At 70.7% G+C, this 22,298-nt stretch carries 20 protein-coding genes; 8 read left to right on the top strand and 12 right to left on the bottom strand.

What is annotated here, in order from left to right; all coding sequences use genetic code 11:
• The first annotated feature begins 19 nt into the window (after positions 1-19).
• Positions 20-1,006, top strand: coding sequence for an NAD(P)H-quinone oxidoreductase (locus ACIBCU_RS16560; RefSeq protein WP_362927479.1), 987 nt, complete (start codon positions 20-22; stop codon positions 1,004-1,006).
• A gap of 88 nt (positions 1,007-1,094) precedes the next feature.
• On the opposite strand, the gene ACIBCU_RS16555 is transcribed toward ACIBCU_RS16560, so the two are convergent.
• The 6 genes from ACIBCU_RS16555 to ACIBCU_RS16530 all read right to left on the bottom strand — a co-directional run bounded on the left by ACIBCU_RS16555 (position 1,095) and on the right by ACIBCU_RS16530 (position 8,457).
• Complete coding sequence (locus tag ACIBCU_RS16555; RefSeq protein WP_399231998.1) at positions 1,095-1,643, bottom strand: bacterial proteasome activator family protein; 549 nt, start codon at positions 1,641-1,643, stop codon at positions 1,095-1,097.
• Between the two features lie 108 nt (positions 1,644-1,751).
• Positions 1,752-4,616 carry an FtsX-like permease family protein gene (locus ACIBCU_RS16550; protein ID WP_399231996.1) on the bottom strand — a complete coding sequence of 955 codons (2,865 nt, stop codon included), beginning with the start codon at positions 4,614-4,616 and terminating at the stop codon, positions 1,752-1,754.
• The gene (locus ACIBCU_RS16545) at positions 4,613-5,377 is read right to left on the bottom strand and encodes an ABC transporter ATP-binding protein (protein ID WP_362927476.1); all 765 of its coding nucleotides are present in this window, start codon (positions 5,375-5,377) and stop codon (positions 4,613-4,615) included. Before ACIBCU_RS16545 ends, ACIBCU_RS16550 begins: the two co-directional genes overlap by 4 nt.
• A gap of 83 nt (positions 5,378-5,460) precedes the next feature.
• Complete coding sequence (locus tag ACIBCU_RS16540) at positions 5,461-6,084, bottom strand: PadR family transcriptional regulator (RefSeq protein WP_362927475.1); 624 nt, start codon at positions 6,082-6,084, stop codon at positions 5,461-5,463.
• Positions 6,085-6,155: 71 nt separating this feature from the next.
• A complete protein-coding gene (locus ACIBCU_RS16535; RefSeq protein WP_399231993.1) occupies positions 6,156-6,341 on the bottom strand; it encodes a hypothetical protein in 186 nt (61 codons plus the stop codon).
• Positions 6,342-6,816: 475 nt separating this feature from the next.
• The gene (locus ACIBCU_RS16530; RefSeq protein WP_362927473.1) at positions 6,817-8,457 is read right to left on the bottom strand and encodes a protein kinase; all 1,641 of its coding nucleotides are present in this window, start codon (positions 8,455-8,457) and stop codon (positions 6,817-6,819) included.
• A gap of 294 nt (positions 8,458-8,751) precedes the next feature.
• On the opposite strand from ACIBCU_RS16530, the gene ACIBCU_RS16525 reads away from it, so the two are divergent.
• Entirely contained in the window at positions 8,752-10,353 is a 1,602-nt protein-coding gene (locus ACIBCU_RS16525) for a protein kinase (RefSeq protein ID WP_399231991.1), read from the top strand.
• A 25-nt stretch (positions 10,354-10,378) separates the two neighbouring features.
• On the opposite strand, the gene ACIBCU_RS16520 is transcribed toward ACIBCU_RS16525, so the two are convergent.
• The 3 genes from ACIBCU_RS16520 to ACIBCU_RS16510 form a co-directional block, all read right to left on the bottom strand.
• Positions 10,379-11,437, bottom strand: a complete 1,059-nt coding sequence (locus ACIBCU_RS16520; RefSeq protein WP_362927471.1) for a phosphotransferase — start codon at positions 11,435-11,437, stop codon at positions 10,379-10,381.
• 25 nt (positions 11,438-11,462) lie between these two features.
• Positions 11,463-11,960, bottom strand: a complete 498-nt coding sequence (locus ACIBCU_RS16515; protein WP_362927470.1) for a pyridoxamine 5'-phosphate oxidase family protein — start codon at positions 11,958-11,960, stop codon at positions 11,463-11,465.
• An 84-nt stretch (positions 11,961-12,044) separates the two neighbouring features.
• A complete protein-coding gene (locus ACIBCU_RS16510; RefSeq protein ID WP_362927469.1) occupies positions 12,045-12,704 on the bottom strand; it encodes a response regulator transcription factor in 660 nt (219 codons plus the stop codon).
• Between the two features lie 346 nt (positions 12,705-13,050).
• Between ACIBCU_RS16510 and pdhA the strand changes: the two genes are divergently transcribed.
• From pdhA to ACIBCU_RS16495, 3 genes are read left to right on the top strand one after another with little or no spacing between them, the layout of a single operon-like run.
• Positions 13,051-14,199: a pyruvate dehydrogenase (acetyl-transferring) E1 component subunit alpha gene (pdhA, locus tag ACIBCU_RS16505; RefSeq protein ID WP_362927468.1), complete on the top strand. Its 1,149-nt coding sequence runs from the start codon at positions 13,051-13,053 to the stop codon at positions 14,197-14,199.
• Between the two features lie 2 nt (positions 14,200-14,201).
• On the top strand, positions 14,202-15,182 hold the full coding sequence (locus ACIBCU_RS16500; RefSeq protein ID WP_362927467.1) for an alpha-ketoacid dehydrogenase subunit beta: 981 nt from the start codon (positions 14,202-14,204) through the stop codon (positions 15,180-15,182).
• Positions 15,183-15,192: 10 nt separating this feature from the next.
• The gene (locus tag ACIBCU_RS16495) at positions 15,193-16,608 is read left to right on the top strand and encodes a dihydrolipoamide acetyltransferase family protein (protein ID WP_362927466.1); all 1,416 of its coding nucleotides are present in this window, start codon (positions 15,193-15,195) and stop codon (positions 16,606-16,608) included.
• Between the two features lie 62 nt (positions 16,609-16,670).
• Here ACIBCU_RS16495 and ACIBCU_RS16490 read toward each other — a convergent pair whose 3' ends face one another.
• Positions 16,671-17,570, bottom strand: coding sequence for a D-alanyl-D-alanine carboxypeptidase family protein (locus tag ACIBCU_RS16490; RefSeq protein ID WP_399231987.1), 900 nt, complete (start codon positions 17,568-17,570; stop codon positions 16,671-16,673).
• 207 nt (positions 17,571-17,777) lie between these two features.
• Between ACIBCU_RS16490 and ACIBCU_RS16485 the strand changes: the two genes are divergently transcribed.
• Together ACIBCU_RS16485 and ACIBCU_RS16480 are read left to right on the top strand one after the other, a co-directional pair.
• Positions 17,778-18,461 carry a GntR family transcriptional regulator gene (locus ACIBCU_RS16485; protein WP_399231985.1) on the top strand — a complete coding sequence of 228 codons (684 nt, stop codon included), beginning with the start codon at positions 17,778-17,780 and terminating at the stop codon, positions 18,459-18,461.
• Complete coding sequence (locus ACIBCU_RS16480) at positions 18,458-19,765, top strand: MFS transporter (RefSeq protein ID WP_362927463.1); 1,308 nt, start codon at positions 18,458-18,460, stop codon at positions 19,763-19,765. Before ACIBCU_RS16485 ends, ACIBCU_RS16480 begins: the two co-directional genes overlap by 4 nt.
• 70 nt (positions 19,766-19,835) lie before the next feature.
• Here ACIBCU_RS16480 and ACIBCU_RS16475 read toward each other — a convergent pair whose 3' ends face one another.
• The gene (locus tag ACIBCU_RS16475; RefSeq protein WP_362927462.1) at positions 19,836-20,660 is read right to left on the bottom strand and encodes a maleylpyruvate isomerase family mycothiol-dependent enzyme; all 825 of its coding nucleotides are present in this window, start codon (positions 20,658-20,660) and stop codon (positions 19,836-19,838) included.
• A 199-nt stretch (positions 20,661-20,859) separates the two neighbouring features.
• Here ACIBCU_RS16475 and ACIBCU_RS16470 point away from each other — a divergent pair, with 199 nt between their 5' ends.
• On the top strand, positions 20,860-21,657 hold the full coding sequence (locus tag ACIBCU_RS16470; protein WP_362927461.1) for a carbon-nitrogen family hydrolase: 798 nt from the start codon (positions 20,860-20,862) through the stop codon (positions 21,655-21,657).
• Between the two features lie 71 nt (positions 21,658-21,728).
• Here ACIBCU_RS16470 and ACIBCU_RS16465 read toward each other — a convergent pair whose 3' ends face one another.
• Positions 21,729-22,247, bottom strand: coding sequence for an LURP-one-related family protein (locus tag ACIBCU_RS16465; protein ID WP_362927460.1), 519 nt, complete (start codon positions 22,245-22,247; stop codon positions 21,729-21,731).
• Between the last annotated feature and the right edge of the window lie 51 nt (positions 22,248-22,298).

The raw sequence follows: 22,298 nt of genomic DNA, 5'->3' as shown, positions 1-22,298 counted from the left end.
ACGGAGTAGCCTCGCGGCCATGTATGCGATCACGATCCCCGAACCCGGCGGCCCCGAAGCGCTCGTATGGGCCGAGGTCCCCGACCCCGTACCTGGCGAGGGCGAAGTTCTCGTCGAGGTCGTGTCCAGCGCGGTGAACCGGGCCGATGTGCTGCAGCGGCAGGGCTTCTACAACCCCCCGCCCGGCGCGTCCCCGTACCCCGGCCTGGAGTGTGCGGGCCGTATCGCGGCGCTCGGCCCCGGGGTGACAGGGTGGTCCGTGGGTGACGAGGTGTGCGCACTGCTCGCGGGCGGCGGATACGCGGAGAAGGTCGCTGTGCCGACCGGACAGCTGCTGCCCGTGCCCGACAGCGTGGACCTGGTCGAGGCGGCCGCGCTGCCCGAGGTCGCGTCGACGGTCTGGTCCAACGTCTTCATGGTGGCTCATCTGCGGCCCGCCGAGACTCTCCTGGTCCACGGCGGTTCCAGCGGCATCGGCACGATGGCGATCCAGCTCGCCAAGGCCGTCGGCGCGCGCGTCGCGGTGACGGCGGGAGGCCCCGAGAAGCTGGCGCGCTGTCAGGAGCTGGGCGCCGACATCCTCATCGACTACCGCGAGCAGGATTTCGTCGAGGAGCTGCGGCAGGCGACGGACGGCGCCGGTGCGGACGTCATCCTCGACATCGTCGGGGCGAAGTACCTGGACCGGAACGTGCGGGCCCTCGCTGTGAACGGCCGTCTCGCCATCATCGGGCTCCAGGGCGGCGCCAAGGGCGAGCTGAACCTGAGCGCCCTGCTGAGCAAGCGGGCAGCCGTCACGGCCACGTCGCTCCGCGCGCGACCGCTCGCGGAGAAGGCCGCGATCATCGCGGCGGTACGCGAGCATGTGTGGCCGCTGCTCGCAGACGGCGTCGTCCGGCCGGTCGTGGACCGCACGATGCCGATGGCGGACGCGGCGGAAGCCCACCGGCTGATGGAGTCCAGCAGCCACATCGGCAAGATCCTCCTGGCCGCGCCCAAGGCCTGACCCGAGCGCCCAGGACGGACGCGGGGCCCGGCACACTCGGTGTGTGCCGGGCCCCGGTGCGTACCGCGGTCGGTATGGACTCAGGTCACTAGAGGTACGGGCCGGAGCGCGCCGGTCCGTGCGGGTCGACGCCGCCTTCCTCGTCCTCGTGGCCGACGCCCGGAGGGAGGGCGCGGCGCATCTGCTCCAGCTGCGCACGGGCCGCCATCTGCTGGGCGAACAGCGCCGTCTGAATGCCGTGGAAGAGGCCCTCCAGCCAGCCGACGAGCTGGGCCTGTGCGATCCGCAGCTCGGCCTCGGAGGGGACGGACTCCTCGGTGAACGGCAGCGAGAGCCGTTCCAGCTCCTCGACGAGCTCCGGCGCCAGGCCGTCCTCGAGCTCCTTCACCGAGCTCGCGTGGATCTCCTTCAGCCGGACACGGCTCGCCTCGTCGAGAGGAGCCGCCCTGACCTCCTCCAGAAGCTGCTTGATCATGCTGCCGATCCGCATGACCTTCGCGGGCTGCTCGACCATCTCCGTCACCGGAACCTCGCGCGACTCGTCGTCACCGCCACCGCCACCGATGGCCATTCCGTCCTGCCCCACCACGAGGACTTGGGGGTGGTCCTGCGACCGTTCATTCCTCGGCATTTCCATGCCGCCATTGTCTCCCACACCGGCTCCACAACACGGTGGTGCCCCCGGAAAGACAAGATCCACCCTTTCCGGGGGCACCCGGAACAGCCGCTCACGTCACGAGGACGCTCACCCCGCGCGCCGCGCCAGGGCCAGCCGTGATCCGGCGAACGCGGCGGCCAGCAGCCCTGCCAGCACCGGTACGACCAGGGCCAGCAGCCCGATGGTCTCCCACGGCATCACGATGGGTGTGTACGCGGAGTCCATGGGCTGGGCACGCATCGCCTCCATCGCCTCCCGCAGGTCGATCAGACGCAGGGCCACCGCCGGCACGACGCCCGCGGCCGTGCCGAGCAGCACGCCCGTGAGCGCCACGACCACGCACTGGAATCCGGAGAGCGAGCGCCGCACGCCGGGCGGTGCCCCCACCGCACTGAGCGTGGTGAGGTCGGCCTCCGCGTCGGCCTTGGCGAGACCGGTGGTGATGGCGGCCGCGCCCAGGGTGACGACGCCCGCGAAGAGCGCGAGGATCAGCAGGACCACATCCTCGTCGCGCGTCTCCGTCAGTGTCTCGCTCTGCAGGTAGACGCCGTTCCCGGCCTGGGTGAACGCGGCCGCCACCGCCTGTTGCTCGGCGTCCGTCGGCGTGTGCGTGACGGTGTAGATGCTCCCGTAGGCCGCGGTGTGCAGCCCGAGCCGGTCCGCCGCCTGCTGCGGCAGGATCATCCGGATCCCGGGGGTGGCGGCGTACTTCGCTGGAGCGACGTACACCTTCAGCCGGTCCGTGGTGGCCCTGGCCTTCCCCGGATGGAGCTCGCGGTTCTCCTTGTCGCGCTCGTTGTACGTGTGTACGGCCTTGAGCGTGACCTGGCCGTCCTGCGCGTACGCCGGGTTGAGCAGTACGGGAGTCCCGGCCTCCAGGGCTTCGGCCGCCGCAGGGTCGTCGAGTTTCACGTACGACCTGAGCAGCGAGGCGTCCCCTACGGCGATGTTGCTGTCGCCCGTGGAGAGTGCCTGCGCGGTGATGTACTCGTCGACGCAGGCGGGGGAGCTCATCAGCTTCTTGTGCTCGTCGGCGGAGAGACTCTCGGCGAGCTTCTTGGCACCCGCCCCCTGGAGCGGGCAGCTGTGGCCCTTGCCGGTGGGTTTGACCAGTTCGAGCGTCCCGCAGCTGTTCTCGTCCTCGTAGTAGACCGTGCAGTCGGATCCGGCCCAGACCCGCCCGATGTCGGCGCGGCCGCCGCTGACCGCCAGATTCTGTTCCGCGGCGGTCCTGGCAAGGGGAAGCTGGTCGACGCCGGTCGGTTCGGAGGTCACGAGCGCAACCGTGCCCGGGGTGAGGGAGCGCATGTGGTCGTAGTCGTGCTCCGCCATGACGCTGGTGGTGTATGTGGCGATGGCGACGGTGCCCGCCACGGCCGCCATGACGGCGGCGACCGCCGGCGCCGTACGCCCTCGGTTACGTGCCGCGTCGCGCAGTGCCATGCGCGGGGAGAGCGGCAGACGGGTGCCGAGCCGCCCGAGGAAGCCGACGATCACCGGGATGCAGGCGAGCACCCCGAGTTCGGCGACCACGGAGCCGCCGGCGACGAACCGGGTGTCGCCGGTCGTGCCGCCGTACACGGCGACCGCCACGCCGCCCGCCAGCGCCACGCAGCCCACGACGGGGAGGACGCGTGAGCTCCGGCGTGTTCCGCGGCGCCCGGTGAGCGATTCGAGCACCGACTGCCGGCCGGCGACGATCGCCGGTGCCAGAGCCGCAAGGATGCCGGTGACGAGGCCGATGACGGCGATACCCAGCAGCTCCCAGGGGCGGATGTCGAGCTCGCCGAAACGGCTTCCCCTCCAGCCCTCGATCATCGGACGGAACAGGACGGTGAGGCCGATCCCGGCGGCGACACCGGCCACGGCTCCCACCGCGCCGAGGACCAGGCCCCCGGACAGCACGACGGCTCGCACCTGGCCCCGGTCGCCGCCACAGGTGCCGACGAGGCCGAGCTGCCTGCGCGAGCGCCGCGCACCCACGGCGAACGCGGGGCCGGCCAGCAGGACGATCTCCAGGACCGCCATGGCGACGACGGTCACCAGCGCCGCGCTCAGCTCCGAGGAGCTCTCACCGAAGGAGGAGACGTCCTGGTGCGCGAGAAGCGGGACCTCGGAGTCCGGGGGCGGATCGAGAGCGACCTGGCGGGACAGCACCACGACGCCCTTCTCGTTGGCCTTGAGCACCTCAGGCCAGGAGATACCGGCACCGGCAGGGCCTCGGACGAGCCAGGTCATGTCGCCGGGGTAGGGAGGGACGACCTTCTCGTCACGGTCGGCCGCCGCCTTCCACGGGGCGAGTACCGCCCCCGGGTCGGCGTACAGCGCGCTCTTGTCGAGCTCCCCGGGAAGCTCGACGCTGCCGGTGATCGTGTACGTCTGCTCGGGGCCGCGCAGTGTCGTGCGGGAGCCGACACCGAGCCCTGCGGATTCCAGGAAGTGCTCGGTCGCGACGACCTCCCCCTCACCGTGGGGGTACGCCCCGTCGACCAGGTCGAGCCTGCCCCGGACCGCCGGGTCGGAGGTGCGCAGCTCCACGATCTCGGTGTTGGCGACCCCGTGCCGCGTGGTCACCACGGCGGGAACGGACTGCTCCGTGAGGTACCGCGAACCCTTCGGGAACGTGGCCGGCACATCGACGGGCTCGCGCTCGTCCTCGGACGGGATCTCCGGCCCGTCGTCAGGAGTGCCCCATGTGCTGGCGTCTGGCATCTGCTCCAGTGGGACGGGCCCGATGCCCGTCGAACTGAACACGGCGTCCGCCGAACCCATCTTGGCCGTCAGGTTCTCGGCGACGGTGGGCGTGGAACTGCGGTACGTCACGTCGGCGGCCGTCACGCCGAGGACCGGCAGGGCGATCATGGCGACGACGAGAGCGCTGCGGCCCTTGGCCCGCAGGGCGTCGCGCCGGGCGATCCGGAGGGCGGCGCGCCACCCGGTGAGAACCCTCACTCGGCACCTTCAGCGGCGAGCAGGGATTCGGCGGCGGTGGCCACCGTCTGGTCCACGATCGACCCGTCCCGGAGGAAGACCACCCGGTCCGCCCAGGCCGCGTACCGGGGCTCGTGCGTCACCATCACCCCGGCAGCGCCCTGGTCGCAGCGGTTGCGGAGCAGGGCGAGCACGGCCTCCCCCGTCTCTGAGTCGAGCGCTCCGGTCGGTTCGTCGGCGAGTACGAGGCGACGGTCACCCACCAGGGCGCGGGCGATGGCGACGCGCTGCTGCTGGCCACCGGACATCTCGTCCGGGAAGCGGTCGGCGACCTCCGCGAGGTGCATCTCCTCCAGCGAGGCCATGGCCTCCTTGCGCGCCTTGCGTACGGAGACGCCGTCGAGTTCGCGCGGCAGGGCGATGTTCTCCGCGGCGGTGAGGGCGGGGATCAGGTTGTAGTCCTGGAAGACGTAACCGACGCTGCGCCGGCGCAGGCGCGCGATGCCCTTGCGGCCCAGCGTGGAGATGTCCTGGCCCTCGATGACGACCTGACCGCTGGTCGCGGTGTCGAGGCCGCCCGCCAGGGTCAGAAGCGTGGACTTGCCGGAGCCGGAGGGGCCCATCACGGCGACGAGCTCACCGGTGTGGACGGACAGGTTGATGCCGCGCAGGGCGTGGACCTCGGCGATGCCGGAGCCGTGGGTGCGGGTCAGGGCCCTCAGCTCGAGGACGGGAGCGTCCACGGAGAGACCGGTGGACGGTGTGGGGACGGACGAGGACATGGTGGGCTGTTCCCCCCTGAGAACGGTGTACGAAAGGGGCCGCGGGCCGGAGTGGCGCGGGCCGGAGTGGCTGCCGCCGGTGGTCAGCGGCGGGCGGACGCGCGCGAGGCGGCGGAGCGCGTGGCCCCGCGGCTCGTGGACGCGGCGGGGCGTGCGGCGGGTTCGGTCGCGGCGGCCTCGGCGAGGCGCACGAGACGGGCCTCGCAGTGGTCGAGCCAGCGCGCCTCCGCCTCGGCCTGGAAGATCAGCTGCTCCACGACGAGCAGCCAGGCGACCTCGTCACGGTCGGCGGGTACGTCGGCGAGTGCCTGGGCCTTCAGCCGGGTGTAGTCCTGCATCGCCTTCAGCGTGTGACTCCGCTGGGACTGGATGACGGCGCGGATGTCGACACCGGGCGCGCCGACCGCCATCGCGAGCTTGATCGCCAGCTCGTCGCGGGGCGGGCTGCTGCGGTCGACGGGGGTCTCGAACCAGTGCCTCAGCTCGCTCCGCCCGTCCTCGGTGATCGAGTGGAGCGCGTGGCCCGCGTCGTCCTCACCGTCCTGGGCGACCATGCCGTCGCGCTCCAGACGGCTGAGCGTCGTGTAGACCTGCCCCACGTTCAGCGGCCAGGTGGAGCCGGTGCGGGACTCGAATTCGGTGCGGAGCTGGGAGCCGTACCGAGGCCCCCGCTCAAGGAGGGCCAGCAGCCCGTGACGGATCGACATACTGAGTATGTATACCCAGTATGTTGTTCGGCGCAAGCGTCCCTGGCCAAGGCTCCGGCCGGCCCGACGGGTCAGTTCGGGCGGCGCATACGGAGGGCCAGAAAGGCCAGCCCCAGTCCGACCAGAGCGATTCCGCTGCCCAGCGACACGTCCCGCATCTGCTTCAGGGCGGGTCGGTCCAGCGCCTGCCGCTGCCGCGCACTCTCACCGGGCTCCGGGAACGCCTCGGGCGGCGGTGTGAACGCAGGCACGTTCACGGGATCCGGATCCGGCGGCATCTCGTCCGCCGCCGCCTCGGACTCCGCGGCCTCCAGGGGGGAGAGGGACCTCCCCGGCCGCGCCCGCCCCTCCCCGGCCTGCCGCCCGGCCAGAGGCGACTCTGCGGCGGTGGCGGAGGGGATCGCGGAGGGGGAGGAGGAGCCCGAGGGTCTTGCCGGAACCGGAGCCAGAACCGCAGCCGGAGCCAAATGTCCTGACTGTGCCGGGCGTAAGGACGCGACGGCCCCGTCCTCCCCGTATGCCAGGGCGGGGGGCCCGAGTGCCACCCCGACCGCTGTCACCAGACAGGCGACGCACCGTGACGACCGTGAAGCCGGGAGTCCTGGAGGCATGGGATCAGCGTCACACGCACCGATATCTCCGGCATCCCGAGCGGCGTCCGGACGCCGCACCTCACCTGACCCGGTCAGTGCGGAAAGGTCCGGCAGCGGACGGAGGAAGGCGGTTGGCCGGTCAGGCGGGGTCACCCGTCGCGATGCGCAGCTCGAAGTGGGCGTCCCGCTCGGCCACGGCCGTGCCCGCGGTCGGGAACTGGTCGATGACCTGGTCCTCGGCGTAGGTGTTGCCCTCCACCTTGATCTCCTTGACCGTCCAGCCTGCGGCCATGGCGCACGCCTTCGCGGAGAGGATGTCCTTGTAGACGAAGTTCGGGGCCTGGACCTTCGCCGGGTCGTCCGTGTCCTCGGGCGCGTCCGTGCACTTGTCGGTGTCCATCGTCCGGTTCCGCTCCGGGTCCTTGTGCTCGCCCGCCACGCTGGACTCGCTGGAGCTCGGATCGCCGCCCTTGCCGTTCTCCGAGTCGCCGTCCATGGTGAGGAAGGCGATCAGGCCGCCGATCGCGACCAGGGCGACCACGATCGACCCCACGACGACCGGCATGTTGCGCCGGGAGCCGCCGTTGCCGCCCGCGCCCGGCGCCGTCTGCGGGGACATCGTGTACGGCGGCGGGGTCTGGTGCCCCAGCGGGGCCGGGGTGCCGTACGGCTGGGCCGCCTGCGGGTAGCCGTAACCCGGCGTGGGGGCGGGGGTCGGTACGCCGTACGGGCCCGGCTGGTGCTGCTGGTGGGGGTGCGGCTGGTACGGCGTCTGCACGCTGTGCGGTGCCGGGGTGGCCTGGTCGACGGGCGGGAAGACCGCCGATCCGACGCCCGAGCCGCTGTTCGCCGGGGAGCCGCCGCCGATGATCACCGGGGCACCCGCGGGGCCGCTCGCGCTCAGCACGCGCGCGATCTCGTCCTGCATCGCCGCCGCGCTCGGGAAGCGCTCGTTCGGGTTCTTTTTCAGGGCGCGGGCGACGAGGGCGTCCATCGCGGGTGTGACCGACCGGTTGATGCTGGAGGGGGCGACCGGCTCCTCCTGCACATGCGCGTACGCGATGGCGAGGGGCGAGTCGGCGTCGAACGGGATGCGTCCCGTGAGCAGCTGGAAGAGCATGATGCCGACCGAGTACAGGTCGGAGCGCGCGTCGACGCCGCGGCCCAGCGCCTGCTCGGGGGAGAGGTACTGCGGCGTGCCGACGACCATGCCGGTCTGGGTCATCGAGGTGACGCCGGACTGCATGGCGCGGGCGATACCGAAGTCCATGACCTTGACGACGCCGCGCTTGGTCATCATCACGTTGCCGGGCTTGATGTCGCGGTGGACCAGGCCCATCTCGTGGCTGGTCTCCAGGGCGGCGAGCACGTCGGCCGTCACCTTGAGCGCCTTGTCGGCCGGCATCGCGCCGTACTGCTGGATGTCCGACTGGAGCACGGAGCCGAGCGGCTGCCCCTCGACGTACTCCATGACGATGTACGGCATCAGCGCGCCGCCGAGCTCGTCCTCGCCCGTGTCGAACACCGAGACGATGTTGGTGTGCTGGAGCTTGGCGACGGCCTGCGCCTCGCGCCGGAAACGCTCGCGGAAGGACTGCTCGCGCCCCAGCTCCGTGTGCAGCGTCTTGATGGCGACCTGGCGGTCGAGGGCCGAGTCGTACGCGAGGTAGACGGACGCCATGCCGCCCTCGCCGAGCAGGTCGCGCAGCTGGTAGCGGCCGCCGGCCACGGAACCGCCCGCGTAGCGCCCCTGTGCGCCGTGTGCCCCGTCGTGGCTCATGACTTGCATCCCCCTCGGCGCCCGACGGACGCGATCATCCCTATTACGGGCCAAGTCTGCCCGAGGGGTACGACACGTCAAGCCGGGTGCCCGTTCCGTGACCCTACGCACAAGAAGCGTCTCGGAAGCGTTACAGGAAGAGCATGGAATTTGCGCGTAAGGCACGCGAGCCGATTGGATGACCGGTCACTCTGGAAACCGGTGTGTCGGACAGAGGCTGTAGCGTGACGTGGCAATGCAGCAAGGCACCGTGAGAACCCGCGGACGCGCGGACAGATACGACGGCGAGGACTGATGGCACCCGGATCCGAAGCAAACGGCGGCGGAGTTTCGGATGGCACCGACTCCTGGGGTGTCGGCGGTGTGGTCGGGGACGGCCGTTACCGCATGACCCACCGGCTCGGCCGCGGCGGCATGGCCGAGGTCTACGCCGCGGAGGACGTCCGTCTGGGGCGCACGGTGGCGGTGAAGCTGCTCCGTTCCGACCTTGCCGAGGACCCGGTCTCCAAGGCCCGCTTCACGCGTGAGGCACAGTCGGTCGCGGGGCTCAACCACCACGCGATCGTCGCCGTGTACGACTCCGGTGAGGACGTCGTGGGCGGGTCGACCGTGCCGTACATCGTGATGGAGCTCGTCGAGGGCAACACCATCCGCGATCTGCTGCTCGAGGCCGAGGCCCCGCCGCCCGAGCAGGCGCTGATCATCGTCTCGGGCGTCCTGGAGGCGCTGGCCTACTCCCACCAGCACGGCATCGTGCACCGCGACATCAAGCCGGCGAACGTGATCATCACGCACTCCGGCGCGGTCAAGGTGATGGACTTCGGCATCGCCCGCGCGCTGCACGGCGCACAGTCGACGATGACCCAGACCGGCATGGTCATGGGCACGCCCCAGTACCTCTCCCCCGAGCAGGCGCTCGGCAAGGCCGTCGACCACCGCTCCGACCTGTACGCCACGGGCTGCCTGCTCTACGAACTGCTCGCCCTGCGGCCCCCGTTCACGGGCGAGACCCCGCTCTCCGTCGTCTACCAGCACGTCCAGGACACCCCGGTCCCGCCCTCCCAGGCCGCCGGGGCCGTCCCGCCGGAGCTGGACGGCCTCGTCATGCGCTCCCTCGCGAAGGACCCGGACGACCGCTTCCAGAGCGCCGAGGAGATGCGCGGCCTCGTCCAGTACAGCCTGCAGATGCTGCAGGTCCAGGGCGGGCACACGGGCACATGGAACACCGGCCCGGTCAACGTGCACGACAGCGGTCACACGGCCGCGATGAACGTCGGCGGCAGCACGGCGGCCATGGGACACCCCATGCACGGGGACACCTCGCAGGGTCCGATCCTGCCGCCCATGAACCCCGACGACGGGGCGTACGCGGGCGGCAGTCATCGCGAAGGCGGCGGTCGCGGCAAGATGTGGCTGTTCGTCGTGCTCGCGCTGATCGCGATCGGTGCGGGCGTCGCGTTCGCCCTCCAGGCGGCCAACGGCGACGGCGGCAACAAGAAGGCCCCGGTCACGCCCTCCACGTCGTCCACCCCGTCACCGACCCAGTCCTCGGCGGAGCCGACCGACGAGGCAACGGAGGAGACCGAGGAGCCGGACACCTCCAACGGGGGTCAGACGTGGCCCACCGACGAGCCGACGTGGACTCCGACGAACGACCCGACCGAGCCGACACAGGAGCCGACGGCGACACCCACGACGCCGGACCCGGGTACGAGCGACGGCGGCGGCAGCACGACGACGGACGGTGGCACCGGTGAGGACGGTGGCGCCGACGACGGCGGCACCGACGACGGTGGCACCGGCGACGCCGAGGGAACGACGACGGGGACCACCACCGGCACATCGTCGGGTGCCGCGGAGGGCGCCGCGGAGGGCGCGGCGGGCACGACCGGCTGACCGCAGGCCACAGGGCCGAAGCGCCTCACCCCGTGAAGGCCTCGCCGACCGCCTCGTACTCACGCGTCCACCACACCGCCAGGGCCGACACCGCAGGGAACTGCGGGTCGGCCCTGCGGTCGTGCAGGCGGTAGCGCCAGCGCAGTATCCAGAAGTCGTTGAGGCGCTCCCACCACACCCGGTGCACCGCGGCCGCCAGCTCGGCCGCTCCGGCGCCCGCCGATCGCCGGTAGGCGCGGGCGTACGCCCGGACCTTCTCCAGGGCCAGTTCACCGTCCGGCCGGACGAAGAAGATCGCCGCCGCCCGTACGGCCTCCTCGGCGCGCGGCTGCACGCCGAGCCGGTCCCAGTCCACGATCGCGACGGGGTCGGCGCCCCGGTAGAGGAGGTTCAGCGGGTGGAAGTCGCCGTGCACCCATCCCCTGGCAGAGCCCTCGGGCGTGGGCGGGCGACGGTGCGCGTGCTGCTCCAGCAGCGCGCGGCGCTCGACGAGACGGTGCACGGCGAGCTCGTCGAAGGCGTCCCGGGGGCCCATGTGCCGCGCGGCCGTCAGCAGCTCGTCGATCAGCGTGAACGTGTCGGCGGGATCAGGGCTCTGGCCCCGTACCGGAGGCGGCGGAGGGTCCGCCTCCATGACCTGCTCCAGACCCATGTGCACGGCGCCGAGCAGCGCCCCGAGGCGGCGCGACTGGGCGGCCGTCAGCTGGGCGCCGTCCCGGTGGAGTCCGTCCACCCACCGGTGCAGGGCGTAGCGCTGCCCGTCGATCACCGTGACCGTGTCACCCTCCGTGTCCGAGAGCGGCGGGGCCACCGGCACACCGAGGGAGTGCAGCTGCTGGGTCGCCCGGTGCTGCCGGACGATCGTGGCGTGGTCGCCGCTGGCGTCGTCGAGGTGGTGCTTGTCGAGATGGTGCTTCAGGAAGTACGAGCCGCGGGTGGTGGACACGCGGTAACCGTGGTTGAGCAGGCCCTTGGCGATCGGTTCGCACGCGAGGGGCTCACCGGCGTCCGGGTAGCGGCGCAGGACCTCGACGACCGGAGGGACAGGCGGGAGGGTCACAGATGAGCGCAGCACTCGCCACATGTTAGGTGACGCTGAGTGGCCGGTTTTACGGACTTGCGTCGAAGATCAGAGTGTGCATATGGGAGAGGTGCGGATCGAGCCTCAGATACACCGGATCGAAGTGCTCGCCGTTCACCTCGGCCGGGCCGGCCCCGAAGCGTTCGCGCTGGTCGGAGACGGGTTCCACGATCTCGGCGGGGCCGGTGAACTGCACCGACCAGAGGTCCTCCGCACCGCCGGACGCGGGGGAGTTGAAGTTGTCCGCCCCGTAGGCGATGACGCTTCCGTCGCAGGACTCGTGGAAGCCGAGTCCTCTGTGCATCCGCAGGACGACAGCGCCCTCGACCACCAGGTGCCGGGCCACCGCCAGGAAGGGCAGGGCCCGCATGCTCATGGCCAGCCGGCCGTAGCGGACACTGCCGAGCAGCTCGATGGCCCGGCGCTTGTCCGCCATGGAGGAGACGGTGGAGGCCGACGGGCCGGAAGGGCCGAAGGTGCCGGAACCTGCCGCGGTGCCGGTGTCGGAGGGGCGGGAAGAAAGCATGCCCCCACTCTCCGCGACAGGTAGGAGCCGGGTAAGGGTCCGCCGCCCCCGACGGCCAGGGACCAAAGTCCCTGCCCCGGCCCTTCAGCGCTTCTCTGCCTGAAGCCTCGCCACGTACGCCGCCGCCTGAGAACGCCGCTCCATGCCCAGCTTGGAGAGCAGGCTGGAGACGTAGTTCTTGATGGTCTTCTCGGCAAGGTGCAGCCGCTCGCCGATCACCCGGTTCGTCAGCCCTTCGCCGATCAGGTCGAGGATCTTGCGCTCCTGCTCGGTCAGCCCGGCGAGACGGTCGTCGCCCTTGCCGTCCTTGCCCTCGCGCAGCCGCTCCAGCACGCGGGCGGTGGCCGCCGGGTCCAGCAGGGACTTGCCGGCCGCCACGTCGCGCACGGCGCTGAGCAGCTCGCTGCCGCGGATGGCCTTCAGTACGTACCCCGAGGCGCCCGCCATGATCGCGTCGAAGAGGGCCTCGTCATCGGCGTACGAGGTGAGCATGAGGCACTTGATGTTCTCGTCCCGCGAGCGGACCTCGCGGCAGACCTCCACCCCGCTGCCGTCCGGCAGCCGGACGTCCAGGACGGCGACGTCGGGGCGGGTCGCCGGGATCCGCGCGAGCGCGTCCGCGGCCGTGCCCGCCTCGCCGACGACCTCGATGTCCTCCTCGGAGGACAGCAGCTCGTGAACTCCGCGGCGGACGACTTCGTGATCATCGAGCAGGAATACCGTGATTTTTCCTTCTTCGCGCACATTCGCAGTCTCACACACTCCTTAGTCGTCCGCCCTTCCCTGCGACTGCCGGCCGGGATAACGTGCCGTTGTTCCGGCCGCCTGCAAGGCTGTTACCAGTGCTGTGACCAGCGGGACTTGGCGATTTTCTGGATTTACTTGGAAATCCAAGCAAAAACGCAGGTCACAAGGTGTTTCGCAGTTATGCGATGCACTGGGTAACGTGCTTATGACAGGACGCTCGCCGGGGCACCTGTCACGCCTGTTCCCGGCCGAGTGGCACCCACCCCGTGCACGGGTCCGGACACAGGCGAGCCGCACTGGTTCCCGGCCATCCCGGGGGCCGGACCGACGGAGGAGCACGCACGTGACCGTGGAGAGCACTGCCGCGCGCAAACCGCGACGCAGCAGCAAGCGGACCAGCGCCGCGAAGACGCCACAAAGTTCCGAGCCCCAGCTGGTACAGCTGCTGACGCCCGAGGGCGAGCGCGTCGAGCACCCGGAATTCGAGATCGACCTGAGCGCGGACGAGCTCCGTGGTCTCTACCGGGACATGGTCCTGACCCGCCGCTTCGACGCCGAGGCCACCGCGCTCCAGCGCCAGGGCGAGCTGGGCCTGTGGGCCTCGCTGCTGGGCCAGGAGGCCGCGCAGATCGGCTCCGGCCGGGCGCTGCGCGACGACGACTACGTCTTCCCGACCTACCGGGAGCACGGCGTCGCCTGGTGCCGGGGCGTCGACCCGACCAATCTGCTCGGGATGTTCCGCGGGGTGAACCACGGCGGCTGGGACCCGAACACCAACAACTTCCACCTGTACACGATCGTCATCGGCTCACAGACCCTGCACGCCACCGGCTACGCCATGGGCGTCGCCAAGGACGGCGCGGACTCGGCCGTGATCGCGTACTTCGGCGACGGCGCCTCCAGCCAGGGCGATGTCGCGGAGGCCTTCACCTTCTCCGCCGTCTACAACGCCCCCGTCGTGTTCTTCTGCCAGAACAACCAGTGGGCGATCTCCGAGCCGACCGAGAAGCAGACCCGCGTGCCGCTCTACCAGCGCGCGCAGGGCTTCGGCTTCCCGGGGGTGCGGGTCGACGGCAACGACGTACTCGCGTGCCTCGCCGTCACCAGGTCGGCGCTGGAGCGGGCCCGGCGGGGCGAGGGGCCCACCCTCGTCGAGGCGTTCACGTACCGGATGGGTGCCCACACCACCTCCGACGACCCGACCAAGTACCGGGCGGACGAGGAGCGGGCGGCCTGGGAGGCCAAGGACCCGATCCTCCGGCTGCGTACGTACCTGGAGAAGCAGGACCTCGCCGACGCGGCGTACTTCACCGCGCTGGAGGAGGAGAGCGAGACCCTCGGCAAGCGGGTCCGCGAAGCGGTGCGGGCCATGCCCGACCCGGACCGGCTGGCGATCTTCGACCACGCCTACGCCGACGGCAACCCGCTCGTCGACGAGGAGCGCGCCCAGTTCGCCGCCTACCAGGCATCGTTCGCCGAGGAGGGCAACTAGCCATGGCCGCTGAGAAGATGTCCATCGCGAAGGCGCTCAACGAGTCGCTGCGCAAGGCTCTCGAGACCGACCCCAAGGTCCTCATCATGGGTGAGGACGTCGGCAAGCTCGGCGGGGTCTTCCGCATCACGGACGGCCTCCAGAAGGACTTCGGCGAGGACCGGGTCATCGACACCCCGCTCGCGGAGTCCGGCATCGTCGGTACGGCGATCGGCCTGGCGCTGCGCGGATACCGCCCGATCGTCGAGATCCAGTTCGACGGCTTCGTCTTCCCCGCGTACGACCAGATCGTCACGCAGCTCGCGAAGATGCACGCCCGGTCCCTCGGCAAGATCAAGATGCCGGTCGTCATCCGCATCCCGTACGGCGGCGGCATCGGTGCCGTGGAGCACCACAGTGAGTCGCCCGAGGCGCTGTTCGCGCACGTGGCGGGGCTGAAGGTCGTCTCGCCGTCCAACGCGAGCGATGCCTACTGGATGATGCAGCAGGCCGTCCAGAGCGACGACCCGATCATCTTCTTCGAGCCCAAGCGGCGCTACTGGGACAAGGGGGAGCTCGACACCGAGTCCATCCCCGGTCCGCTCCACAAGGCAGCCGTGGCCCGTGAGGGCTCCGACCTCACGCTCGTCGCGTACGGCCCGATGGTGAAGGTCTGCCTGGAGGCGGCCGCCGCGGCGCAGGAGGAGGGCAAGTCGATCGAGGTCCTGGACCTGCGGTCGATGTCCCCGATCGACTTCGACGCCGTACAGACCTCGGTCGAGAAGACCCGCCGGCTCGTGGTGGTCCACGAGGCGCCGGTGTTCTACGGCTCCGGGGCGGAGATCGCGGCCCGGATCACCGAGCGCTGCTTCTACCATCTCGAAGCGCCGGTGCTGCGGGTCGGCGGCTACCACGCCCCCTACCCGCCGGCCCGGCTCGAGGACGAGTACCTGCCGGGGCTCGACAGGGTGCTCGACGCCGTCGACCGCTCGCTGGCGTACTGAGGAGAGGGTCGTGACGACGATGACCGAAACGTCCGCGCGTTTCCGTGAGTTCAAGATGCCCGACGTGGGCGAGGGACTGACCGAGGCGGAAATCCTCAAGTGGTTCGTCCAGCCCGGCGACACCGTCACGGACGGCCAGGTGGTCTGCGAGGTCGAGACCGCCAAGGCCGCCGTCGAGCTGCCGATCCCGTTCGACGGGGTGGTGCACGAGCTGCGCTTCCCCGAGGGCTCGACCGTCGACGTCGGCGAGGTGATCATCGCGGTGGACGTGGCACCGGGCAGCGGTGACGCCCCCGCCGCGCAGAACACCGCGGCGGAAACCGTTCAGCAGCCCGTGCCGGAAGCCGGACCGGAGGCCGAGGCGGAAGCGCCCAAGGGCCGTCAGCCGGTGCTCGTCGGCTACGGCGTGGCGGAGAGCTCCACCAAGCGCCGGGCCCGCAAGGGGGCCGAGATCCCGGGGCCGGCCGCCGCCGCGATCCAGGCCGAGATCAACGGCAACGGCGCGAAGGCCGTGGAGAGCCGTCCCCTCGCCAAGCCGCCGGTGCGCAAGCTGGCGAAGGACCTGGGCATCGACCTCGCCACGGTCACCCCGACCGGGGAGGGTGGCGTGATCACCCGCGAGGACGTCCACGCGGCTGTCACCCCCGCCCCCGCCGAGGCCGCCGTACGGGCCGAGGAGGCCGCCCCGGCCCCCGCGCCCGTGGCGGTACCGGTGGACCGGGCGGGCCGTGAGACCCGCATCCCCGTCAAGGGCGTGCGCAAGGCCATCGCGCAGGCCATGGTCGGCAGCGCCTTCACCGCGCCGCACGTCACCGAGTTCGTGACCGTCGACGTGACGCGCACGATGAAGCTCGTGGCGGAGCTCAAGGAGGACAAGGAGATGGCGGGGGTCCGGGTCAATCCGCTCCTGATCATCGCCAAGGCGCTCCTGGTCGCGATCAAGCGCAACCCCGGCGTCAACGCCGCCTGGGACGAGACCAACCAGGAGATCGTGCAGAAGCACTACGTCAACCTGGGCATCGCCGCCGCCACCCCGCGCGGTCTGATCGTGCCGAACATCAAGGACGCGCACGACAAGACCCTGCCCCAGCTGGGCGAGGCACTGGGCGAGCTGGTCTCCACGGCACGTGAGGGCAGGACGTCCCCCGCGGCCATGGCGGGCGGCACGGTGACCATCACCAACGTCGGCGTCTTCGGCGTCGACACGGGTACGCCGATCCTGAACCCGGGCGAGTCCGCGATCCTCGCGGTCGGGACGATCAAGCTCCAGCCGTGGGTCCACAAGGGCAAGGTGAAGCCCCGCCAGGTCACCACACTGGCGCTCTCCTTCGACCACCGGCTGGTCGACGGCGAGCTCGGCTCCAAGGTGCTCGCGGACGTCGCGGCGATCCTGGAGCAGCCGAAGCGGCTGATCACCTGGGGCTAGGAAGCCACGCAGAGGGGCCCGCCGCGCGATGCGGCGGGCCCCTTCGCGTGTGTGCGGACGGGTCACTTCTTGAAGGCGTAGTCCAGGAGCTTCTTCGCGTCGGACGTCCGGGTGGTGGCGGACGTCGAGGTGAGGACGGTCCCGATGACCGTCTTGCCGTTACGGGTCGCGGCGAAGACCAGGCAGTACTTGGCCGAGGGGCCCGAGCCGGTCTTCACGCCGATCGCGCCGCTGTAACTGCCCAGCAGCGGGTTGGTGTTCGACCACGACATGTAGCGGTAGCCGCCGCTCTTCGTCGTGACCTTCTGCTTGGTGGACTTCGTCTTCACGATCGCGCGGAACGTGGAGTTCTTCATCGCGCTGCCGGCGATCTTCGTCAGGTCACGCGGCGTGGAGTAGTTCGAGCCGCTGCCGATGCCGTCGAACGAGTCGAAACGGGTGTTCTTCAGGCCGAGGCTCTTCGCGGAGGCGTTCATCTTGCCGATGAAGGACTTCACCCGGGCCGCGCGCGTGGAGCCGGAGCCGAACTTGTCGGCGAGGGCGTAGGCGGCGTCGCAGCCCGACGGCAGCATCAGGCCGTACAGGAGCTGACGGACCGTGACCTTGTCGCCGACGATCAGCCGGGCCGACGATGCGGTGTTGTTGACGATGTAGTCGCTGTACGCCTTCTGGACCGTGACCTTGGCATCAAGGTTCAGGTTCTTCTGTGCCAGCACCACCTTGGCGGTCATGATCTTCGTCGTGGAGCCGGTGGAGCGGCGGGTGTCCGCGGCTTTTCCGTAGAGCGTCTTCGCGGTGCCGCTGTTCATCACGAAGCCGCCCTTGGCGGCGATCGTGGGCGTCGGCGGTGCCGCGGCCTGAGCCGTGGAGGCGAACGCGCCGCCCGCGAGGACGGCGCCCGCGGTGAGAGTGACGGTGGCGGCGACGCTTGCGCGGTTTATGCCCTTAAGACCAGTTTTCAAGTCGAACGCTCCAAATACACCTGAAATGCGGCCACATGGGGTGCCGCTCGGTGGTGAGACTCGCGAGACGCCCGGATGGATGCCCTCTCGTACGGGTGATTTCACACCCGGCCGGGGCTCGGCCGGACACCAGGTCGGACGGCCGTCTCCCCGTCCGGATCGCGGACGGGGAGACGGACGCACCCATCTTGTATCTATGCTGTGTTCATGCCTGCCGCACCCACCGCCGAACCCGACGCCCGCAAGGCGGCCCCCAAGCCCCCGCCCGCAGCCGAGCGCGTCTACACCCACATCAAGGAAGCCGTCCTCGACCGCCGCTACGAGGGCGGCACGCTCCTCACCGAGGGCGACCTGGCCGAGGCCGTCGGTGTGTCCCGGACCCCCGTGCGGGAAGCGCTGCTCCGGCTCGAGGTCGAAGGGCTGATCAAGCTCTACCCGAAGAAGGGTGCGCTGGTGCTCGCGGTCTCCGCGCAGGAGATCTCCGATGTGGTGGAGACCCGGCTGCTCGTGGAGGAGTTCGCCGCGCGGAAGGCCGTGCCCGCGTCGGCGCAGCTGATCGCCCGGCTGGAGCGGCTCCTGGAGGAGCAGCGGGAGCTCGCCGAGGCGGGGGATCTGGCAGCGGTCTCCGTCAAGGACCGGTGCTTCCACGCCGAGATCGTGAAGAACGCGGGCAACGAGATCCTCTCCCGCCTCTACGACCAGCTCCGTGACCGGCAGCTGCGCATGGGCGTGGCCGTGATGGAGGCGCACCCCGGCAGGATCGCCGCCAACATCACCGAGCACGGTGAGCTGCTGGACGCCATCAGGGCCGGCGACGCCGAGGGCGCCGCACAGGTCGTGCGGCGCCACGTCAGCCGGGTCAAGGTGCTGGTCCGGGGTGAGGACCGATGAGCTCCGCGTCCCCCACCCTCTCCCTGCCCGGAGACCCGCCCGGCGGCCGGCGTGCCGTGTGGGTCTGGGGCATCGGTGTCGCCGTCTACTTCGTCGCCATCATCTTCCGTACGAGTCTGGGCGTCGCCGGGCTCGACGCCGCCGACCGGTTCGAGGTCAACGCCTCGGCCCTGTCGACGTTCTCCATCCTGCAGCTGCTCGTCTACGCCGGCATGCAGATACCCGTGGGCCTCATGGTCGACAGGCTCGGCACCAAGAAGGTCCTCACCATCGGGGTGGTGCTCTTCACGCTGGGGCAGCTGGGCTTCGCGCTCTCCCCCTCGTACGGCATGGCCCTCGCCTCCCGCGCGATGCTCGGCTGCGGCGACGCGATGACGTTCATCAGCGTGCTGCGGCTCGGCGCCCGGTGGTTCCCGGCCCGGCGCGGGCCGCTGATCGGACAGGTGGCCGGGCTCTGCGGGATGGCGGGCAACCTCGTCTCGACCCTCGTCATCGCCCGCGCTCTGCACGGCTTCGGGTGGACAGCGACCTTCGTCGGCAGCTCGCTGGCCGGCGTGGTCGTGCTGGTACTGCTGCTGCTCTTCCTCAAGGACCACCCCGAGGGCCACGAGCCCCCGCCCGCCGAGCACGCCGGAGCGGCGTACGTGCGGAAGCAGATCGCCGCTGCCTGGCGGGAGCCGGGCACCCGCCTGGGCATGTGGGTGCACTTCACCACGCAGTTCCCCGCCATGGTCTTCCTGCTGCTGTGGGGCATGCCGTTCCTGGTCGAGGCGCAGGGGCTGAGCCGGGGCACCGCCGGTGAGCTGCTCACCCTGGTGGTGCTCTCCAACATGGTCGTGGGGCTCGTCTACGGGCAGATCATCGCCCGACACCACGCGGCGCGCGCCCCGCTGGCCCTGGGGACGGTCGCGCTGACCGCCCTGCTCTGGGCGTCGACGATCTTCTACCCCGCCGACCACGCGCCGATGTGGCTGCTGATCACCCTGTGCGTGGTGCTCGGTTCCTGCGGACCGGCCTCGATGATCGGCTTCGACTTCGGCCGGCCGGCCAATCCGCCGGAACGCCAGGGCACCGCTTCCGGCATCGTCAACATGGGCGGCTTCGTCGCCTCGATGACGACACTGTTCGCGGTCGGCGTCCTGCTGGACGCGACCGGGGACAACTACCGCGTCGCGTTCGCGTCGGTCTTCGTCCTGGAGGCGCTCGGCGTCGTACAGATCCTGCGGCTGCACGCCGGCGCCACCCACAGGGAACGCGACCACCACGTCGTCAGCCGGGTCGAAGCCGTGCACGTCCCCGCCTGACGGCGGTCCCGGCGGCGCGCCCGTCCCGGCCTGTCCACGGGCGGGCGCCGCCGGTCACGGGGTCACGGGGTCACGGGGTCACGGCGAAGTGACGCAGGATCTCCGCCGCCAGCTCCTGGTCGCCCTCGATCTTGATCCGGTCCTCCACGGCCTGCGCCCGGACCCGGCCGCAGGCCAGCCGGTAGTACGTCTCCCAGTCCATCGCCAAGGTCGCCGCGGGGCCCAGCGACGGCGCGCCGTCGACCGAACCGCGGCCCTCGCCGTCGACCCTGACCGTACGCAGGAACTCCAGCGGGCCGTGCACATCGAAGACCACGGCCGAATTGGGCGGCGCGCCCGCGTCCTTGGCGACCACCTTCGCCAGTCCGACCAGCAGCGTGTCCCGGACGACGAGGGCGCCGGGGGAATCCAGATTGCCGGGCTGTCCCAGCGTGGTGCGCAGGTCCTGCTCGTGCACCCAGACGTCGAACGCCCGCATCCGCAGTGCCAGTTCCAGCGTCTGCTCGGCGCCGAGGGGTGCCCGCACCATGGTCTCGGGGGCGCGCGACTCGTTGCGCAGCTGACGCATGCGCCGGATGAGCGTGTACTCCAGCTCCGAGGTCATCTCCGGCGCGGTGTGGTGGCGCCGTACGTCGACCTGCATCTCCATGTAGCGCTGGTGGTCGTTCTGCACGTGGTAGAGGTCGCGCGGCAGCGTGTGGATCGGGCGGGGGTCGCCGAGCTGCTCGCACTCCATGCCGATGACGTGCGAGACGATGTCGCGTACCGACCAGCCCGGACAGGGTGTCCGGCGGTTCCACTCCCCCTCGACGAGCGGCTTGACCAGCTCGGATATCGACTCGACGGAGTGGGTCCAGGCATCGGCATAGGTCTGGAGGCTGGGATGGACGGTCACGGGACCCCTCGTGCGGTTCTGCGGTGCATGGGCTGGAGAGCAGGGAGTGCCGACGGGAGGGCCGGCACCGACGTCGCTGTCTGCGGGCTGCGTGGGAGGTTCGCTCGCTAAGTTACGCTGCGAGCAGGCACCCCGGCAGTGCTTTCGTGTGACGATCGTAGGCCCGCGTTGACGGCTTCCATGCCAGGACGGTGGTAGTGTGCACGCCTCTCTCATCCAGATCGCAGTAAACCCGGATGAATCGGTCAATTCCCGTAGAGAGCGCGCGGCTTCGCTGGTCGTGGCCCAGCGGGGTGCGGACCTGGTCCTCCTCCCCGAGCTCTGGCCGGTCGGTGCGTTCGCCTACACCGCGTTCGCCGATGAGGCCGAGCCCCTGCAAGGCCCCACCCACGACGTCATGGCGAAGGCGGCGGCCGAGGCCGGGGTCTGGCTGCATGCCGGGTCGTTCGTCGAGCGTGCCGAGGACGGCACCCTCTACAACACCTCGCTGGTCTTCTCGCCCGAGGGTGAGCGGGCCGCCGCCTACCGCAAGATCCATCGCTTCGGCTTCGACAAGGGCGAGGCGGTGCTCATGGGGGCTGGAGAGGAACTCGTCACCGTCGCTCTGCCGGAGACCGTGGTCGGCCTCGCCACCTGCTACGACCTGCGCTTCCCCGAGCAGTTCCGGGGGCTCGTCGACGCGGGGGCCGAGACCCTGATCGTCGCGGCCGGCTGGCCGGAGCGCCGTCGTTCGCACTGGACCCTGCTGGCGCAGGCCCGCGCGGTCGAGAACCAGGCGTACGTCCTGGCGGTCGGGTCGGCCGGTACCCACGCGGGGGTCGAGCAGGCGGGCCACAGCATCGTCGTCGACCCCTGGGGCGAGGTGCTCGCCGAGGCCGGGGCCGGCGAGGAGGTGCTCACCGTGGAGTTCGACCCGGCGAAGGCCACCACCACCCGGGAGCAGTTCCCGGCCCTCAAGGACCGCCGCCTGGGCCTCGCGCCACGGCGCCTGGCCTGAGCCGTACGCAGACGTCCCGAGGGCCCGGTTTCACGTGAAACCGGGCCCTCGGCGGTCCGGCCGGCCGCCGGTCAGTCCTCGTCGTGGCCCTTGTCGTGATCATTGTCGTGCTCCTTGTCCGCGAGGACGATGACGCACACCGCCACGGCGAGAAGCAGCGGCACATCGGCGTCCTCCCGCACGATGTCGACGCCGTAGGTGTCGCGGACGGTCAGCCACCGCCGGGAGATCTGCGCGAGCAGCTCCCCGTCGTAGTCGATGGCGAACTCGCGGTCCAGGATCTTGCCGCTGACGTCGAGCTCGGTGCCGTCCACCAGGGCCACCCGGTAGTGGTTGCGCAGGAGCGAGAGCCGCTTCCGTTTGATCTTGGCGAGCTCCTCGCCGTTCCGCTCGATCAGCATCGTGTCGCGCAGGCTGATCATCTTCTGGCGGATCTCCACCAGCACCTGGCCGTTCGTGTCCTTCAGCTCGAAGGTGTCACGGAGCCGCATGGCCTTGCCGTCGACGAGGAAGAGCTTCCGCCCGTCCGCATCCTCGATCCAGTAGTCGTCGCCGACGCCGAGCAGTCGCTCACGCACGAGAAGTCTCATGGATCACAGGTTCCCCGACGACCTGCCGGAATGCGGGCAGGCCACGGTGCT

The organism is Streptomyces sp. NPDC051064 (assembly GCF_044455985.1).
Taxonomy (GTDB): Bacteria; Actinomycetota; Actinomycetes; order Streptomycetales; family Streptomycetaceae; genus Streptomyces.
Note: the sequence above shows the minus strand (reverse complement) of the source record. Positions and strands in the feature narration are given on the sequence as shown.